Annotated in this window: 12 protein-coding genes and 1 tRNA gene; 7 read left to right on the forward strand and 6 right to left on the reverse strand. The window is 62.2% G+C overall.

Annotation, left to right across the window (positions count from 1 at the left end; translation table 11 throughout):
• Positions 1-14 precede the first annotated feature (14 nt).
• A complete protein-coding gene (locus tag ACMLHG_RS00795; RefSeq protein WP_417169153.1) occupies positions 15-137 on the forward strand; it encodes a transposase in 123 nt (40 codons plus the stop codon).
• Between the two features lie 89 nt (positions 138-226).
• On the opposite strand, the gene ACMLHG_RS00800 is transcribed toward ACMLHG_RS00795, so the two are convergent.
• The 4 genes from ACMLHG_RS00800 to ACMLHG_RS00815 form a co-directional block, all read right to left on the reverse strand.
• Positions 227-303 (reverse strand) — tRNA-Arg (locus ACMLHG_RS00800).
• Positions 304-464: 161 nt separating this feature from the next.
• Entirely contained in the window at positions 465-974 is a 510-nt protein-coding gene (locus ACMLHG_RS00805) for a hypothetical protein (RefSeq protein ID WP_295812548.1), read from the reverse strand.
• A gap of 103 nt (positions 975-1,077) precedes the next feature.
• Positions 1,078-1,635, reverse strand: a complete 558-nt coding sequence (gene amrA, locus ACMLHG_RS00810) for an AmmeMemoRadiSam system protein A (RefSeq protein ID WP_417169208.1) — start codon at positions 1,633-1,635, stop codon at positions 1,078-1,080.
• Between the two features lie 77 nt (positions 1,636-1,712).
• On the reverse strand, positions 1,713-3,035 hold the full coding sequence (locus ACMLHG_RS00815; protein ID WP_294436805.1) for an LptF/LptG family permease: 1,323 nt from the start codon (positions 3,033-3,035) through the stop codon (positions 1,713-1,715).
• 234 nt (positions 3,036-3,269) lie between these two features.
• Between ACMLHG_RS00815 and ACMLHG_RS00820 the strand changes: the two genes are divergently transcribed.
• The 5 genes from ACMLHG_RS00820 (at position 3,270) to ACMLHG_RS00840 (ending at position 11,255) form a co-directional block, all read left to right on the forward strand.
• Positions 3,270-6,071: a hypothetical protein gene (locus tag ACMLHG_RS00820; RefSeq protein ID WP_295812543.1), complete on the forward strand. Its 2,802-nt coding sequence runs from the start codon at positions 3,270-3,272 to the stop codon at positions 6,069-6,071.
• A 222-nt stretch (positions 6,072-6,293) separates the two neighbouring features.
• Positions 6,294-7,418: a DUF3142 domain-containing protein gene (locus tag ACMLHG_RS00825; protein ID WP_417169209.1), complete on the forward strand. Its 1,125-nt coding sequence runs from the start codon at positions 6,294-6,296 to the stop codon at positions 7,416-7,418.
• Positions 7,394-9,337 (forward strand): hypothetical protein, encoded by a 1,944-nt coding sequence (locus ACMLHG_RS00830; RefSeq protein ID WP_417169210.1) that lies wholly within the window; start codon positions 7,394-7,396, stop codon positions 9,335-9,337. The genes ACMLHG_RS00825 and ACMLHG_RS00830 overlap by 25 nt, the downstream gene beginning before the upstream one ends.
• Positions 9,334-10,836 (forward strand): hypothetical protein, encoded by a 1,503-nt coding sequence (locus ACMLHG_RS00835; RefSeq protein ID WP_295812535.1) that lies wholly within the window; start codon positions 9,334-9,336, stop codon positions 10,834-10,836. The genes ACMLHG_RS00830 and ACMLHG_RS00835 overlap by 4 nt, the downstream gene beginning before the upstream one ends.
• Positions 10,833-11,255: a hypothetical protein gene (locus ACMLHG_RS00840; protein WP_295812532.1), complete on the forward strand. Its 423-nt coding sequence runs from the start codon at positions 10,833-10,835 to the stop codon at positions 11,253-11,255. The genes ACMLHG_RS00835 and ACMLHG_RS00840 overlap by 4 nt, the downstream gene beginning before the upstream one ends.
• A gap of 23 nt (positions 11,256-11,278) precedes the next feature.
• Here ACMLHG_RS00840 and ACMLHG_RS00845 read toward each other — a convergent pair whose 3' ends face one another.
• Positions 11,279-13,180 carry a sulfatase-like hydrolase/transferase gene (locus ACMLHG_RS00845; RefSeq protein WP_295812528.1) on the reverse strand — a complete coding sequence of 634 codons (1,902 nt, stop codon included), beginning with the start codon at positions 13,178-13,180 and terminating at the stop codon, positions 11,279-11,281.
• Positions 13,181-13,526: 346 nt separating this feature from the next.
• Positions 13,527-15,551 (reverse strand): beta-galactosidase, encoded by a 2,025-nt coding sequence (locus tag ACMLHG_RS00850; protein ID WP_417169211.1) that lies wholly within the window; start codon positions 15,549-15,551, stop codon positions 13,527-13,529.
• Positions 15,552-15,774: 223 nt separating this feature from the next.
• On the opposite strand from ACMLHG_RS00850, the gene melB reads away from it, so the two are divergent.
• Positions 15,775-17,127, forward strand: a complete 1,353-nt coding sequence (melB, locus tag ACMLHG_RS00855; RefSeq protein ID WP_417169212.1) for a melibiose:sodium transporter MelB — start codon at positions 15,775-15,777, stop codon at positions 17,125-17,127.
• The last annotated feature ends 79 nt before the right edge of the window (positions 17,128-17,206 follow it).

A 17,206-nucleotide genomic window follows, 5' to 3' on the forward strand; every position in this document is an offset into this window, starting at 1 on the left:
TCAGCAATGCTAAAATGGAAGGCTTCAATAATAAAATCCGCTGGCTGATCAAACAGGCGTATGGCTTTCGGGATCGTGAATACTTCAAGTTGAAAATCTATCAACTCCCCGAAATTTCGAGCGTGAAAGAGGTGTGACCTATGGCAAGGACCGTCGATGAGGCCTTTTTTCACACAAAAAAAAGAGATCGCAAATTTTACTTCACGACCTCTTTTGAGCTCAAAAATGGTACACCCGACGAGATTCGAACTCATGACCTTCTACTCCGGAGGCAGACGCTCTATCCAGCTGAGCTACGGGTGCCCATGTCATTGTTATATACAATACTCGCTTTTTTCGATTTTTAAAGTCGCGGTTGACAGGAATCCTGCTTTTTTTTCAATTTTCTGCGTTTTTCTCTGTATTGCACCCAAAAAAAACGCCGGCAGGAGAGCCATCCCGCCGGCGTTTTTCTGCCGGTGATCTTATTTGACCCGGGCCGGCTTCGTCGCCGGATCAACAAAAATCAGCTGTTCTCCCTGGCCGAGCACATAGGGAACCAGCTTTTTCACCGAAGTCAGCGTGGCCGGGAAGCCCGCAACTTCACATTTGACCTGCTTGAATACAAAGTAATCGGTCGTCGTCAGCTTGTAACGCGTCCCGAGCAGCGTATCCGCCCCGTTCTTCTGGCAGGCGTCGTACACCGCCGCACTCTTGGCGTAATTGGCCGGCGACGGGAAGAAACTGAAGGCGGAGAGATCCGAATTGTCCGCAAAACCATCCGACCCCCAGGCGAAAATCCCGAACAGCACGTTGACGTTTCCTTCCCCCGAAACACGCTGGTCCTTGTGAGTGTAATACTCCTGGTACCCCGTCGAAATCGTCTCCGGCAGCGCCTGGCTCTCCGCGCCGTCGCTGGTGTTGATCGAGGTGCAGCCGGCAGCGAAGAAAACTGCAGCCGCCGTCCCCATGACAACTCCGAGCCATCTCTTCATGATGTTTCTCCTTCTCTTGGTTTTTGTTCCGGTTGCAGCAACCTCTCCCCTTGAGAGGCGCATTCCCGATTTTTCAACTTCAGCGGCCGTCCGGTTCCCCGGCTCAATCTTCCTCTTCCCCGAAAACTTCCGCCTGAAAGGTGAAGAGCTCCGCTTGCGGCCACTGCCAGGCGTTTTCCGGCAAGCCCGCTTTCCGGGAGAGGTAACGCAAGGTCGTCTCCCGGTCCCAGTGCTGTTCCGGCGCCACCTGCGGCAGAAAGACGGCGCCCCGCCCCGCCGCGCGCAGAATGATGCCGTCCTCCCCGACGCGGAACTCCTCCGGCGAAGCAATGGCCGTCGCCGGCGTCAGAATGGAAAGTTCAATGGTGGTGCCGGGCAGCTCCTCCAGATCCAGCGGCGGAAAGCGCGGATCGCTTTGCGAGGCGTTGATCGCGTTGCGGATCAGATTCTCCCCCAGCGGTTCGAACGCTTCGATGTTCCCGATGCAGCCCCGCAGGTCGCCTCCCTCCTTGAGGGTGACGAAGCAGGCGCCGGGTTCCGCAAGACGGGGCAGGGGCGGCGGGGAGGGCAATTCTGCTCCGACAAGGTCGCTTTCGATCACTTCCCGGACAAAACGGAGCAGTTGTCCGCGTTCCTCCCGGGTGAAGCTGCTTTTCGCCATATTCCCCTCCTGTTTTTACCGGATTTTTTGACTGCGGCTCTGGGAACGGTTCCGGCTCGGCCGCCCGTTCGGGAGCGTCAGTTCCGGTCGTAATAGATGCGTGCCGCGCCGCAGAGAATGAAGCCGATTGTCGGTGCAAGTCCGGCGAACATCGGGTTGAGGATTCCCCCTTTGCCCAGAACCAGAAACACCTGCGCCACGACAATGTAAACCACGATGAGCGCCACCGCGGTGATAATCGCCATCAGACTGCCGGTCCGCTCGTTCTTGGTCGCCAGCGGAATGCCGAGGAACACCGCGAGGAAGCAGGCCCACGGGAAGGCCAGACGGTAGTAGAATACGGTCATGTAAATCGACTTGACCCGCTCCGCCAGGTTCGGATTGCGGTGCACGTAGTCCCAGATCACCAGCGTGGGCAATTCATCCTTTTCCTTGATCGCGTTGATGATGTCGGTCGGCGTCTCCGGAATCTCTTCGGCGCTGAATCGAATCGCCTGGTAGTTCCGGGGATCGTGCATCGTCGAGGTGCCGCGGCTTGCGGCATACTCGGTTTCGTCGTTCTTGTCGTAGCTCAGAAAGTTGCCGTTCTCAAAAGTCCAGACGCCGCTTTCGGGATCAAAGGTGACCCGGTTGGCGAAGAAGTCCACCTTGCGCCCCTTGAGTTCCGACGTGATCTCCCGGACTCTCGCTTCGCGCGAAAGCCCCAGCAGATGGGCCGCTTTGAAGCGGAAAATGTGCTCGATCATCGCTTTCTGTTCCGGTTCCGGCAGGTCGAGGATGATGCTCCGGATCATTCCGTCAGTCCAGAAGGTTTTGACGGTGACGTTTTCCTGCGCGCTCCCGGCGGTGAAGGTTTTGAAGAGCCAGTGGCGCTGCTGGTCCGAACTGCGGAAGGCGAGCAGGTTCTGCACGCTCTTGCGGCGGTCCACCACCGCGTCGTGAACCCGTTCCGCCTGGCGTTCGGTGTAGGGCACCAGCGCTTCGTTGAAGTAGATGTTCACGCCGGTGACGACCAGCCCCACCGCGAAGATCGCTCCGCCGCAGCGGAAGAGCGAGACGCCCGAGGCCCGCATGGCGGTGACCTCCATGTTCTTGCCGAAGGTCGCCATGGTCCACATGCAACCGAGCAGCATGGTGATCGGCAGGATGAACCGGACGTTTCCGGGCAGTTTGTACGCCAGGTACAGCAGGATGCTTCTCCACGGCGCATCCGCCTCGAAGAAATCGGAGATATCGCGGTAGACGTCGCTCAGAATGAACAGAATGATGAAAACCAGCAACAGCACGCTGTACTTGATGAGGAATTCGCGCAGAATGTAGCCATCCAGCTTCGGCAGCGGAAACCAGCGCCGCGGAAGCAGGGTCAGATCTTCGTATTGCAGATGTTCTTTTTTATCCATGGGCACTAATATACACCGCACATCCCGACAAAAAAAGTTCCCGGCGCATTTTTCTCGCAAAAAAGTGGGAATCGGCCCTCCGGAGCCCGCCGCAGGGAAGAAAAAGCGGAAAATCTTCGCTCCAACGGTTGACAAATTCCGGTTTCGGCTTCATACTAACAGGGGGAAGTGGTCCGAAAACATTCAAATCCGGGTGGGGATGCGCCGCCGGTAAGGAATACGGGAGGTGGAGCCATGGCGAATGTGAAGCTGCCGAATCGAATCTATGGGAAATGGATCTGGAAGAAATCCCTGCTCAACCAGCCCGACAGCTTTCTTCTGATGCGCCGGGAGTTCGTCTGCCCCAGCGTCGGGATGGAGACCAATCTCTGGATCAGCGCGAACAGCGCCTATCAGCTCTTCATCAACGGCCGTCTGGTCGGGTTCGGCCCGCGCGCCCATCAGTCCTGCGGCACCAGCTACATCGATCAGCATGAGCTGACCTTCTATCTGGAGGCGGGCATCAACGTGCTCGCCGTGCAGGTCTACTACAATTCGGAGAGCACCGCGCCGAACCGCCGCACCCCCGGGCTCTGGTGCCAGATGGAATCCTCCCGCCAGGAGATTCTCTGCTCCGACGAGTCGTGGCACATCCTCGAAGGGGAGTGTTTCTGCGGCCCGCGGGCGCGCATCAGTTCGGAACAGGGGCTGACCCAGTTCTTTCACTCGGTGAAATGTCCGCGCAAATGGACCCATCAGATGTTCATGCCGGACTCCTCGTGGAGCCACCCGGACCACATCGTGCCGGTCGGGGAGTTCGGCTCCCGGCTGGAACTGCATCCGCTCGCGCCGGCGGCGATCGCCGACGAGCATCCGCCTTTCGACCCGGTGGAACACGGCCGCATCGTCGCGCCGCCCAACTGGACGCAGGTGCGGTTCCGTGACTGTTCCGGCCGGTGGCCGGAGACCTACGCCGCCGGGTGCTACCTCTTCAGCGAGGAGGAGCAGTCGATGCCGGTGAAGGTGTTCACCGACGACCCGTTCAAGTTTTTCTGCAACAACAACCTGGTCTGCTCCGGAACGCACCGCGACGGTTGCGAGGGCGATCAGCTTCTGCTCCGCCCCGGCTGGAACCGGCTGGTGCTGTTCCAGGAGCCGGGACGAAATTCGATGGGATTTCTGCTGATCTTTCCGGGAGAGCTGGACGACGACGAAATCCGCATCTATCAGGATATGGTCGAGAATGCACCCGCCGCCTGGAACATGGCCGGACCGCTCAAGATGACGCTGGAGGAGGCGACGCCGTCGATCCACTTCGAACGGCTGCCGGTCCAGAGCTATTTCCCGACCATGGGCGAACTGACCGACCCGGCGGACATCCTCGCGAACTGCGTCATGCAGCCGGAGGACACCACTTCGCTCCACCGGCCGCTTCAGACCGGGGAATATCTCATCTACCGGCTCGACATCGTCCGCTACGGTTTTGTGAGGATCTATTTCGAGGCGTTCGAGGATGACATCATCGACATCACGCTGGGACTGCGCCGCACCGAGTCCGGCGGCGTTTCGGCCGGGGATGGCATCCGCGGCACCGGGACGCTGATTCACCGGGGAGGCAAGACCACCTATCTCACCTTCATCCCGGCCGACTGTCTCTATGTGATGATATCCATCCGCCGCGCCGCGCAGCGGGTGTCGGTCGAGAGCATCTGCTTCGAGGAGCTGGTCCGTCACGAACGGCACGAGAGTCTCTTCCGCTGTTCGGATGAGCTGCTCAACCGCTTCTGGGAGACCGGGCGGCAGACGCTCCGCCGTTCCGCCGCGTTCGTCCCGCTGTCGGAATCGCGGGCCGATTATGACTGCTACATGCTCGACGCCTATATTGACGCGGCCAACATGGCGATCGCCTTCGGGGATTTCGACTACATGGCCGCCCGGCTCCGGCAGTTCTCCGACGCCCAGCTGGAAAACGGTGAAATTCCGGCGTTGACCTACGGTGTCCGCCACGCGTCGCAGATTCATCATCTGTTCTTCTACCCGGTGTGGATGTATTACAACTACCGGTTCAGCGCGAATCTGGTCGAGCTGGAACGGGCGGTGCCCAATCTCGACCTCCTGCGGGAGTATTTCGAGGCGCTGCTGGAGGAGTCGAGCGGTCTGCTCGTCGACGTGGAGAGCCGCTTCGCGTTGCAGAGCCGCCTCTCCTACGGAAAGTTCGAGGAGGGGGAGACGCCGACCTATCTCAACGCGCTCTTCTGCCGGTTCCTGCTTTCGGCCGCCGAGATCTACCGGGTGGTCAATCAGCCGCTGGTGGCGGCGCGCTGCGTCAAGCTCGCGCAGAAGGTCGCCGACGCGCTGCGGGAACGGAATTTCGACCCGGAGAAGAAGCTCTTCGCCCGCTGGAACCTCGACAGTCCGCGAAAGCCGGATGACAACCTCTTCGCCAACTTCTGCGCGGTGTTCGGCGGCGTGCTGCCGCTGGAGGCGTTTGAACACTTCTTCTTCTCCTTCTTCAATTTCGACCCGCCGTTCGACCGCAGTCCGGAGTCGCGACACCCCTATTTCCACTTTCTCTTCCTGGAGATGATGTTCGCGCTCGGGCAGCGGGACTGGGCGTTCCGCTACTTCCGCGACTACTGGGAGCGGCGGCTCTGCGGCGACTCCGGCGCGTGGCGCATTTCGCTCGACAGCCCCGACCCGGCGCCGACCAAGTTCTCCGACGGCAGTTGCGTGTCGCCCAACATCTTCCTGCTCCGGGAGGTGGTGGGAATCCGCATCGCCGAGGCGGGGCACACGGTCATCTACTTCTCGCCGGCCCTGAATCAGGTGGACTGGGCGGAGGCGATTGTCCCGATGGCGCGCGGCAGGCTGAAGGTCAAGTGGGAGAAGCTGACCGACGGTTCGCTCGACGTGACGCTCGATGCGAACATCCCGGTGAAGATCCTGCCGGAGATGACGCACAGCCAGTTGCGGAACACCACCTTCCGCCTCGGCGAAAAGGTGACGCTGCTCGATCCTCCCGCCGAACTGGTGGACGAGGAGGAGGAGAACGAGTAGGGCTCGCCCCCCGCAGGGACTTCGGCCGGCGTTCCGGGATTCCGGAATACCGGCTTTTTCAGCGCCCGGAAGCGGGGGAGGAAATTTTTTGAATCCGCTGTTGAAAAGAGCGGTCCGGCGTATTACAGTATCCACCCGGCGGAAAACCTGCCGGCCCGGTGCGGGCCATTTCTCGGAGCGGCGGATACCTTGCGGACCTTCTGTCACAATCGAATTCCCGGAATGCGGTGCGGCGCTCTCTTCGCCGCTCTGCTGACCGGATTGTGTCTGATTTTACCGCTCGGCGCGGAGGAGAGCGGGGTCTACTTCTGGCACCGGGAGCGGGGGGAGGCCGCCGAACGCGTGCTCGCCACCTGTTCCCCATGGCGGATCTACCTTCTCCGCGGCGAGTTCCGGAAGGGGAAGAAGGCGGTTTTGCTTCCGCTGCCGGAACTGCCGGACGGGGTCCCCGTCTTCCGGCTGGATGCGCGCGTCTGGGAGGAGGAAGCGTTTGCGGAATCCTTTGCCCGGATTCTCCGCCGTGAGAAGGCGCGGGAGCTCCAGCTCGACTGCGACGTCCCGGAATCCCGGCTCCGGCACTACGGCGCCTTTCTGGAAGAGCTTCGCCGCCGGGTGCCGGAGAAGCGGTTTTCCGCCACGCTGCTGCCCTGCCATCTGCGCCATCCGGAGGAGCTGAAGCGGCTCTTCCGGCACCTCGATTTTTTCGTGTTGCAGCTGCATGCGCTGGAGAGGCCCGGCGACCTGCCGGAGGAGTATCCCCTCTTCGACCCGGTCGCGGCGGCCCGCGCCGTGGAGCAGGCGACTCAACTGGAGAAACCGTTCAAAATGGCTCTGCCCGTCTACGCCTACCGGCTGCATTACGAGGAAAAGACGGGGCGTTTCCGGCGGCTGAGCGCGGAGAACCGCCCGCCCCGGAGGCCGGGGGAGCGGGTCAAAATCGCCGCTCCCGACTGGCAGGAGCTGTTGCGGTTCCGGAAACGGTACGCGCAGATTCCGGTGATCTGGTTCCGACTGCCGATGGCGGGGGACCGGCTCTGCCTGGAGCTGGAGAATCTTCGCCGGCTCGACGCCGGATTACCGCCGGAGGTGAGGATCGTCTGCTCCTTCCGGCGGGAGGGGGCGCGCACCGAACTATACTGGACCAACCACGGCACGTTGGGGGAGGGGGAGTTTACGCAGGTTCTGGGCGGAGGCGCCGGAGAGGCGTTCTTCTTTCACGGTGTGCACCCGGCGGCGCCCGCGGTGCCCGGCTGTGTGCCGGAGGCGATCCGGGGGCCTGTTCCTCCCCCGGGAGAAACGTTGAAAATCGGAGAGATCATACAATGGATTCCCACTCGTTCAAACTGATGCTGGCTGCACTGCTCGTGCCCGGGGCGTTTGCCGCTCCGGCCTGCAGTGTGTCGTTCCCGCCGAGCTACATCGACCTGCAGGATGAGGCGTACAGCCCGGAGCTCGATCTGCACTTTCACCTCTGCGCGCTGGCGCATCACTACTTCCCGGACTGCATTCCGGCGAAGAAGCCCGTCGCGTCCACTCCGGTTGCCGCGGCAGTTCCGCCGGATCCGGATTGCCCGGAGGAGCGGCTTTTCGCGGCCGGCCGGGAGGAATTGAGGCGCAATCCGGAGAACCGTTTCCCCGGGGCATGGCAGGAGCTTCTTGCCCTGCCGGAATCGGAGCGCCCCCGCCGCACCGCGCAGACGCTCTATCTGCTCGGGAATCTGCAGGCGCAGGAGAATCCGGCGCAGGCCTATTTCTGGTATCAGAAACTGCGGGAGGCGGTCGGCCGCGGCGTGCCGGACCCGCAGAATCTGGCGGAACAAAGTTTCCGCACCAACTACTTCTATGCGAAGGATCCGGTACAGCGGATGCGTTTTCTCGTGCTCGCCGCCGCCTTCGGGCGCTGTTCCGGCGACGCGCAGGAGGCGAACTGGCAAAGGGGAGAACCCTGCCCCTTCCGGCGGGAGCTCTGGAACGAACTCGGCGCGATGATCCGGCGCGACCCGAACCGGTTTCTCCGGGATCCCCTCACTGCGGAGGTCGCGGTGCTCTTCCGCCCGGAACTGGTCCGGCAGGTCTCCGGCCCCTTCGTCTGCGGCGACCGGCTGGCATTGCGCGCCTTCCGAAATGGCGCGTTCGACGACTGCCGGAAACTTCTGGCCGGAAGTACCCCCGATTCCCCGCTTCTCCTCTATCTCGAAGCGCGCCTCGCCCGGCGGGAGGGGAGGTTTGAGCAATCCGCCGCCCTGTTGCGGAAGTGGCTGGAGCACTACCGCCGTACTACGGCGGATTCCGCCGCCGCGCCGCAGCTGGACTCCATCCGCTTCTCGCCTGCCGGGCACGGCTGGAATCCCTTTCCGGAGTGGAGCGGGCTGTACTGGCCCGTCTCCTGCCGGACGGAGCGCCTCCCCGGCCGCGGCATGGAGGAGGAGGTCCGCGGGCAGGTCGGCGCGACGCAGTACCACAGCCGCCTCTTTCTGGAGGCGCTGTACAGCTTTCTCATGGGGAACGCCTGGAGCGATGCCGCGCTGGTCGCCGAAGAGCAGCTCGACATCGCGGAACTGCGCCGCTTCGCCGATGCGCACGAGACGAATCCTCAGCTTCCGCCGGAGATGAAACGGAAACTGCGCCATCTGCTGGCCCGCCGCCTGATGCGGGAGAACCGCTTTGCGGAGGCGGAACGGTACTTCCCCGCCGGGCTCCGGGAGGTGTGCCGCGCCTTTGCGACGGAGGCGGCGACGGCGGAGAATCCGGCCCTTTCCTGCGAAGAGCGCGCCGCCGCCTGGTTCCGGATGGGGCAGATCATGCTCCGGCACGACATTGCCCTCTTCGGCTATGAGCTCGCGCCGGACTACTTCATCTGTGACGGCGCCTACGATGGGTATCCGATTCGCCAGCGTGCGCCGCGCGCTCTCCCCCGCTTCCATTACCGGTTGCGCGAGGCCGGCTGTTTCCGGATGGCGGAGAAGCTCTCGCAGGAGCCGGCGTTCCGTTTCCTCGCCACCCTCTCCGGCGGGCTCGTGCTGCGCAGCCGGACCCCCGCCGCGGCCGAGGAGTTCTACCACCGGCTGGTGCGGCTGCGGTTCGCGCCCTATTCGCCGGAGCTCGACCGGTTCCGCTGGATTCCGGCGCCTCCGGCCGGCTGGAAGGAGCGGATTGCCGCGTATGACGTCGCCGACCGCGACGGGATTCCGGCGCTGATCGCACAGCTGCTCTCCGCTCTCGACACTGCCGGGAGCAAAACGGCGGACCAACGGCGGGGAATATGAAAGAACGCAGTTGCATCGCCATCGACTTGAAGTCGTTCTACGCTTCGGCCGAGTGCGCCGACCGGCGGCTCGACCCGCTGGACGCCCTCCTCGTCGTCGCCGACGAGAGCCGGTCGGAGAAGACGATCTGTCTGGCGGTTTCGCCCGCGTTGAAGGCGTACGGCATCTCCGGCCGCCCCCGGCTGTTCGAGGTGAGGGAGCGGGTGCGCGAAATCAACGCCCGCCGCCGGAGCCTCGCGCCCGGGCGGCGTTTCACCGGCAGATCCGCTTCCGCCTCCGCGCTCGCCGCCGATTCCGCGCTGGAGCTGGATTTCATCGTCGCAACCCCGCGGATGGCGCGCTACATCGAGGTCAGCTCCCGGATTTACGGAATCTACCTCAAATACGTTGCGCCGGAGGACATTCACGTCTATTCGATCGACGAGGTGTTTCTGGAGGCTGCCTCCTATTTGAAACTCTACCGCCTGACTGCCCGGGAGTTCGCGAGAAAGCTCATCCGGGAGGTGCTGCAGACGACCGGCATCACGGCGACCGCCGGAATCGGTCCCAACCTCTACTTGAGTAAAATCGCCATGGATATCGTCGCCAAACACATTCCCGCCGACCGGGACGGGGTGCGGATCGCCGAACTGGACGAAGCCGGGTACCGGCGCGATTTGTGGACCCATCGCCCGCTGACCGATTTCTGGCGGGTGGGGCACGGCTACGCGGCGCGGCTGGAGGCCGCCGGTATGTACACGATGGGGGACATCGCCCGGATGTCGGTGCAGAACGAGGAGATTCTCTACCGGATGTTCGGCGTCAACGCCGAACTGCTGATCGACCATGCCTGGGGCTGGGAGCCGGTCACCGTCGCCGACATCAAGGCCTACCGGCCGGAACACCGCAGTCTCTGCTCCGGACAGGTTCTGCAGGAGCCGTATGAGTTCGACAAGGCGCGACTGGTGGTCATGGAGATGGCCGACCAGCTGGCGCTCGATCTGGTGGAGAAGCGCCTGACGACCGATCAGCTGGAGCTGACGGTGGGGTACGATGTTTCCAATCTTGCCGCGCCGGAGCGGCGGCGGGAGTACGCCGGTGCCGTGCGGGTGAACCATTACGGGCGGCAGGTGCCGAAGGCGGCGCACGGTTCGGTCCGGCTCGGGGGGCACACCGCTTCGGCAAAGCGGATTCTGGAGATGGTGATGCCGCTCTTCGACCGGATTGTCGATCGAAAACTGCTGGTCCGGCGGATGACGCTCGGCGCCGGGCACGTGATTCCGGAGAGTGCGCTCCCCGTGGAACGAGCCGTCCAGCCCGACCTCTTCGCCGACCGCGAGGCCGACGCCCGGCAATCGGAGGAGGAGCGCGCCGAACTCGACCGGGAAAGCCGGCTCCAGCGTGCGATTCTCGACATCAAGCGGCGGCTGGGGAAGAATGCGCTGCTCAAGGGAACGAGTCTGCAGGAGGGCTCCACCGCCCGCCTGCGCAACGAACAGATCGGAGGCCACCGGAAGTGAAACACCCCTACGAAGAACTTCTGAAAATGCCGCACCACGTTTCGACGAACCACCCGCCGATGTCGATGCTCGACCGGGCGGCCCAGTTCGCTCCCTTTTCCGCGCTGACCGGCTACGGGGAGGCGGTGGCCGAAACCGCCCGGCTGACCGAGGCGGAACCGGAGCGCGGCGAGGAGGAGGCCGCGGAACTCGACCGGCGGCTCCGGCTGCTGTGCGCCCATCTCGAAGAGCATCCGCTTCTTCAGATCGAATATTTCGTTCCGGACGGTCGCAAACGCGGCGGCCGGTATGAAATCCGGAGCGGCGCGGTCCGGAAGATCGCCGGACCGCGCCGGGCGCTGATTCTGGAGGACGGCACCGAGATCAAACTGGATCGAATCCGTTCGCTCTCCGGGGCACTCTTCGACGCGCTCGATTGAGCCTCCGCCGCCCGTGGAGGCGGTCACTTCACGAAACGGATGAGATCGCGCTGAATCTGGAAAAGTTCGGCTTTGTTGTCCCGGTAGAACGGTTCGAGCGACGGCAGCGGTTTGTCTTCTCCGTCGGTCAGCTGCTGCGTGGCGAAGGCGATCGAATTGGAGGGGAGAACGGTCTTGTACTTCGCGCTGGCGTACACCACCTGCGACCAGTCCGCGATGATGGTGTAGGTGCGCTTCTGCGCCGGGTCGAGCAGGTTGAAGCCAAGCGAGAAATCCGCCGGAGGATTGGTCACTCCGAAGTGGGGCGCGAGGGTCGGCACTACGTCGAGATGGCTGCTCATTCCGGTGTAGACCTGCGGTTTGACGCCGGGAATGTGGATGACCAGCGGTGTGCGGACCTGCTCCTGCACGAAGGTGGAGTTGTGGCCGAGCCGTCCCTTCTCATAGAACTCCTCGCCGTGGTCGCCGATCAGCACGACGACGGTATTCTTCCAGAGGTCGCATTCGTCGAGCGCCCGGAACACTTCGCCGAGCCGCATGTCGAGATGGTGGTTGGAGTTGATGTAACGGTTTTTGATGAGCGGCCCGTCCGCGGGGGAGAGACTGGTGTAGTTGAGCGTCTTCGCGTACTCCTTGCGCAGAATCGCCTCTTCGGGGAACTCATACGGCGCGTGCGAGGATTCAAAGAACATGAAGGCCATGAAGGGGCGGTTCCGGTCGGCGGTGCGGATGAATTCGGTCAGCAGCTTCACGTTGCGCTGGTCGCGGGTGTAGGTCAGCCCTTTGTCGTCGCTGTAGAGCGATTCGGAGGGGATGCGGCAGAAGACGGTCTGGTCGAACTCCGGATAGCTGAACTTCGCCGAGGTGATGCACTTGAAGTTGTACTGATCTTCGACCAGCCAGTCGATGAAGGCGGGGCCGCGGCGGTTTTTCAGGAAGATGTCCCAGTAGTTCCCGTAGAGGCTGTAGAACATCGAGAAGACCCCCTGCCGGGTGCCGTTGCCGCCGGAGTAATTGTTTTTGAAGTTGACGGCCCGTTCCGCGAATTTGCTGGCGTTGGGCATGATTTCCGGGTCGAGCATATCGGCGCGCCACGATTCGCAGGCCAGCCAGACGACGTTGTATTTCGGGCGGTCGGCCCGGCGCTGAATCGGATTGGCCGGGTAGTTCAGGTGTTCATATTTTCCGGAATTTGCCTTGACCTGCATCACTTCGCGGTCCGGCCGCTTCACGCCGAGGTCGGAGAGGAAGCCGGACATCGTCATCCCCTGGAAGAGCGGAATGGTGCGGACCGCCATCAGCGGCGTGGCGCGCAGCATGTAGTGTTCGTACCCGTAGGCGAACATCGAGAAGAGCAGACAGAGGAGGCAGACGCCCGCCAGCGCGAACTTCCGCCAGCCTTTCAGCACAACGGCGATGACCCGCAGTTTCGGCATCCAGACGAAAGCGGCCATGATGGCGATGTGAAACACCAGAAGCAGCACGATCCCGGCGACGAGAGTGAGGATGGTTCCGGCCCGGAGTCCCATCGAGGCGAAACCGCCGGGGGTGGTCAGAAGGTTCCAGACGAGGAAGTTGAAGTGAAAGCCGAATCCATGATAGAGTCCGGCATCCATCAGCAGAAGCAGGTGGGAGAAATACATGGTTCCGACGGTGACGCCGGTCACCAGCCGCCGCCGCCACGGAGCTTCGCCGGCCTTGACGGTCACGGCGGAGACGAGCGCAGAGAGCAGCAGGCCGGGAATCATGTAGAAGAAGGAGTAGCACAGGGCGGCCGTGGCCATGATGGCGACGGTGATCGCGTTCCATTCGGTGACGCGGGAGACAAAGAAGCCGACGACGGCGAGCATCAGCACATAGACAACCATCAGATACGGAGCGATTGCGTCACGGCCGGGAAACCACAGTTTTTTTTGTTTATCCATCCGGGTATGCTTTCGTAAGGGGGTTGAAACAAACAAGAGAACAAAACAATAATATATCCGCGGTTCGAAAAAATTTCCAGTCCATCGGCGGGAAAATGAAACCCGGAAGCCGGAAGGCCGTATTCTGCCCGGAGTTCCGGCGCGTGGCAATGAGGCGGGCCGGTCCATCCGGTTTCGGCGGAGAAGGAAACTCCTGTTTACGGGAAAGCTGCGGGGATGACCGTTTCCGGGAAGTCTGCGGCAATGCGGGATTCGCTGACCGCGGACAGGGTTCGACGCAACGGCGATGCGCTCTTCGACATCCTGCGGGCGGCGTACTGGCCGCCCGCAGGATGTGGTCAGAAACTTACTTTTTCAGGATCTCCGAGCCGAAGGGCGGCAGCGTGAGTGTGTCGCTGCAGCAGGAACCATTCGCAAGCACGGTGAAGTTTCCTTCCGGCAGCCGGACTTGACGCTCCTCCGCCGTGTAGTTGAAGAGAAAGAGAAACTCCTCCTCCCCCTTGCGGCGCACCGAGGCGCTGATCCCCGGATTCTCCGCCGGAATGACCGGCTCCAGCCCGGCTTCCAACGCCAGTTTCCCGAGAAACTCCGAGAGGAACTCCTCCCCGGTCCGCCCGGCAAGGTAGTACGCCTTCCCCGCGCCGAACCGGTTGACCGTGATCGCCGGCATCCCCTCGTAAAGCGGATCACTGGTGAACTCCGCCAGCGCTTCCGCACCGCGCAGATGAATCCGTTCGGCGTAGTCCACCACCTCGATCTCGCGCCCCTCGTACCGGAGCCACTGGCGGTCGAACGCCGGAATCCCGCCCGGCTCCTCGTTCCAGATGCCGAAGAGCTCCATCAGCCCGTCGCCCGGCCAGCCGCCGAGGAAGCAGTTCGTATTCTCATCCTCATACCCCGAAAGGTAGCTCATCACCAGCGTGCCGCCCGCCGCCACGAACGCCTTCAACCGCTCCGCCACGCCCGGTTTGAGCATGATCAGCATCGGGCAGATCAGCAGACGGTATTTCGAGAAGTCCGACAGCGATTCGATCACGTCCAGCGGGAAGTTGCGCGTCCAGAGCGCACGGTAGAAGGTCTGGACCGTTTCGCAATATTTCTTCTGGTCCTCCTTGCCCGGACCCTGGTCGAACTGATGCGCCCAGAAACACTCCCAGTCCCAGACCACCGCCGCCTGTACCGGCGTGGCGCTGCCGCAGATGTCGTTGCACTTCCGGTAGAGCGCGCCCAGCTCCGCGACGTCGCGGAAGACCCGCGTCTCCTCCGTGCCGACGTGATCGACCACCGCGCCGTGGAACTTCTCCAGATTCCCGCGGCTCTTCCGCCACTGGAAATAGAGGGTCCCGTCGGCGCCGTGACCGACCGCGCAGAGCTCCTCGAGCTTGTGCTGATTCGGCCGCTTCAGCCGGTGGCCCGGCTGCCCGTTGGTCGCGCTCGGCGCCGACTCCATGATCAGGAAGGGCTTGCCGTTCTTCATCGCGCGGTGCATGTCGTGACGCATCGCGCACTCCGAGAGGATGCGCCGCACATCCGGATCGATCCCCCAGCCGGGATAGACGTCGTCGGAGATGAAGTCGCACACCTCCGCCACTCTCCAGTAATCCAGCCCGTCGAAGAAGCCCATCATGTTGGTCGTCACCGGAATTTCAGGCGTGTAAACGCGCAGCGCATCCGCTTCGAACTTCATGAAGTCACAGCACTGGAAGGTGGCAAACCGTTTCCAGTCGAGCGAATTGCCTTCGGAACCGCCCCACGGCGTGATCTCCGCCCAGTCGGTGTGGAGGTGACTCCAGAAGGTGTTCCACCACGCGCGGTTCAGATTCTCCAGCGTCCCGTACCGTTCCCGGAGCCAGACGCGAAAACGCTCCTGGCAGAGTTCGCAGAAGCATTTGCCGTTGTATTCGTTCGAGATGTGCCAGGCGGAGAGCGCCGGATGATGCGCGTACCGTTCCGCCAGCTTCGAATTGATCTCGCGCACCTTTTCGCGGTAGACCGGCGAACTCCAGCAGTGGTTGTGGCGGTCGGCATACGGCTGGCGCAGGCCGTGTTCGTCAACCCGGCAGACCTCCGGATACGCGGTCGCCAGCCAGGCGGGTTTCGCCCCGCTCGGCGTCGCGAGGATCACGTGGAAGTTGTGTTCGGCCATGCGGTCCATGATCCGGTCGAGCCAGTCGAATTGATATTTTCCGGGAGCCGGTTCGAGCATGGTCCAGCTGAAGATGCCGACCGAGAAGGTGTTGCAGCCGGATTTCTCCATGAGTTCGAAGTCGCGGTCGATGATCTCCGGGGTTTCGAGCCATTGATCCGGATTGTAGTCGCCGCCGTGCAGGATCTCCGTCGCGTTGCGGATGATCGGACCGTAAGTTTCCATCGTTTTCTTCTCCCGATTGCCTTTCTTGCAGGTGTTTGAGGGAAAACGTATCACATTCCGCATAAAAAACAATGGCCTTTTTGGGAAAAATCGTTATGTTTTCCGGGAAATCCGCCCGCAGAAGTTTTGCAGAGATTGCTGCAGGAAAGAAATTTTCCATTTGATTTTCCCTCTTCTTCATGCTATTGTTACCGGAATCGGAAAAATGTTCGGAGAAATTATTATGCAGCGTTTAACCTGGCCTTCCAGAATCTCCTACGGAGTCGGCGCCTTCGGCAAGGATCTCGTCTACGCCATCGTCGCCACTTTCTACATGTTCTACCTCACCGACATCTGCAAAATCAGCCCGATTTTCGTCGGCAATCTCTTCCTTGTGGCGCGCATCTTCGACGCCGTCAACGATCCGATCATGGGGTTGATCGTCGACAACACCCACACCCGCTGGGGGAAGTTCCGGCCGTGGATCCTCCTCGGAACGTTGCTCAACGCCATCGTGCTCTTCTTCCTCTTCTTCAACCCCGGGCTCGACGCCGGGCAGCAGCTCGCCTACATCGCCGTCACCTACATCCTCTGGGGCGTCACCTACACGCTGATGGACATCCCCTACTGGTCGATGGTCCCGGCGCTGACCGACGACGAGAAGGAGCGCGACACCATCTCCGTCATTCCCCGCATCTTCGCCAGCGCGGCGTGGATGCTCATCGGCTACCTCGGGCTTCCGCTGGTGAAACTGCTCGGCGCCGGCAGTCAGCCGCTCGGCTTCACCCGGCTCGGCGCCATCATCGCCGGAATCTTCTTCCTCTGTTCGCTGGTCACCTTCTTCTTCGTCCGGGAGCAGGTTTCGCCCCGGCAGGGGAAACGGGAACACACTTCGGTCCGGGAGATGCTCCGCATTCTGGGGAAGAACGATCAGGTGATCGTCGTGCTGGTGCTCGCACTGCTCTTCAACCTCTCCTTCCAGCTCTCCAACGGCTTTGCGGTGTTCTACTTCAAGTACGCGATCGGCATGCAGGATCTGGTTTCGTGCTATCTGCTGGCGGCCGGAATCGCCCAGCTGGCCGGGTTGTTCGGCTACCCCTTCTTCGCCGCGAAGTTCGGCAGAAAGGCGGTGTTCTCCGCCACCGGAATCCTTCCGGTGGCGGGCTTCCTCGTACTGCTGGTGGCCCGCTTCCCGGCGGAGGAGACGCTGCGCTGGTGGAGCATCTTCCTCACCGGCGCAGTCATCAATCTCGGCATCGGCTTCTCGCTCGGAATCCTCACGGTGATGCTCGCCGACGTGGTCGATTACGGTGAATTCAAGCTCGGTACCCGCAACGAAAGCATCCTCTTCTCGACCCAGACCTTCGTGGTGAAGCTCGCCGGTGCGCTGAGCGGCTTCATCTCCGGCGCCGGGCTCTCCTGCATCGGCTTTGTTGCCGACGCGGTGCAGTCTCCGGCGGCGGTGCTGGGAATCCGCGTCATCATGGGGGGCATCCCGATTCTCTTTTCACTGCTCTATCTGGTGATTTACTGGCGGTTCTACCGGCTGAACGGCAGCCGTCTTCAGGAGGTCCGCGCCGCCCTCGCCGGCCGGTGAGGAGGCATCTTCCGGCTCTGCGCCGGAATCGGGGATCGATATTCAGCATGGAGCGCCGTGGAACAGGGGTCCGCGGCGT

This window comes from Victivallis sp. (assembly GCF_048170485.1).
GTDB lineage: Bacteria > Verrucomicrobiota > Lentisphaeria > Victivallales > Victivallaceae > Victivallis.

What these genes read in the sequence shown, in the direction of transcription:
- ACMLHG_RS00795 (WP_417169153.1), top strand. Translation starts at nt 15, where the DNA reads ATGGAAGGCTTCAATAATAAAATCCGCTGGCTGATCAAACAGGCGTAT.
- ACMLHG_RS00805 (WP_295812548.1), bottom strand. Translation starts at nt 974, where the DNA reads ATGAAGAGATGGCTCGGAGTTGTCATGGGGACGGCGGCTGCAGTTTTC.
- amrA (WP_417169208.1), bottom strand. Translation starts at nt 1,635, where the DNA reads ATGGCGAAAAGCAGCTTCACCCGGGAGGAACGCGGACAACTGCTCCGT.
- ACMLHG_RS00815 (WP_294436805.1), bottom strand. Translation starts at nt 3,035, where the DNA reads ATGGATAAAAAAGAACATCTGCAATACGAAGATCTGACCCTGCTTCCG.
- ACMLHG_RS00820 (WP_295812543.1), top strand. Translation starts at nt 3,270, where the DNA reads ATGGCGAATGTGAAGCTGCCGAATCGAATCTATGGGAAATGGATCTGG.
- ACMLHG_RS00825 (WP_417169209.1), top strand. Translation starts at nt 6,294, where the DNA reads ATGCGGTGCGGCGCTCTCTTCGCCGCTCTGCTGACCGGATTGTGTCTG.
- ACMLHG_RS00830 (WP_417169210.1), top strand. Translation starts at nt 7,394, where the DNA reads ATGGATTCCCACTCGTTCAAACTGATGCTGGCTGCACTGCTCGTGCCC.
- ACMLHG_RS00835 (WP_295812535.1), top strand. Translation starts at nt 9,334, where the DNA reads ATGAAAGAACGCAGTTGCATCGCCATCGACTTGAAGTCGTTCTACGCT.
- ACMLHG_RS00845 (WP_295812528.1), bottom strand. Translation starts at nt 13,180, where the DNA reads ATGGATAAACAAAAAAAACTGTGGTTTCCCGGCCGTGACGCAATCGCT.
- ACMLHG_RS00850 (WP_417169211.1), bottom strand. Translation starts at nt 15,551, where the DNA reads ATGGAAACTTACGGTCCGATCATCCGCAACGCGACGGAGATCCTGCAC.
- melB (WP_417169212.1), top strand. Translation starts at nt 15,775, where the DNA reads ATGCAGCGTTTAACCTGGCCTTCCAGAATCTCCTACGGAGTCGGCGCC.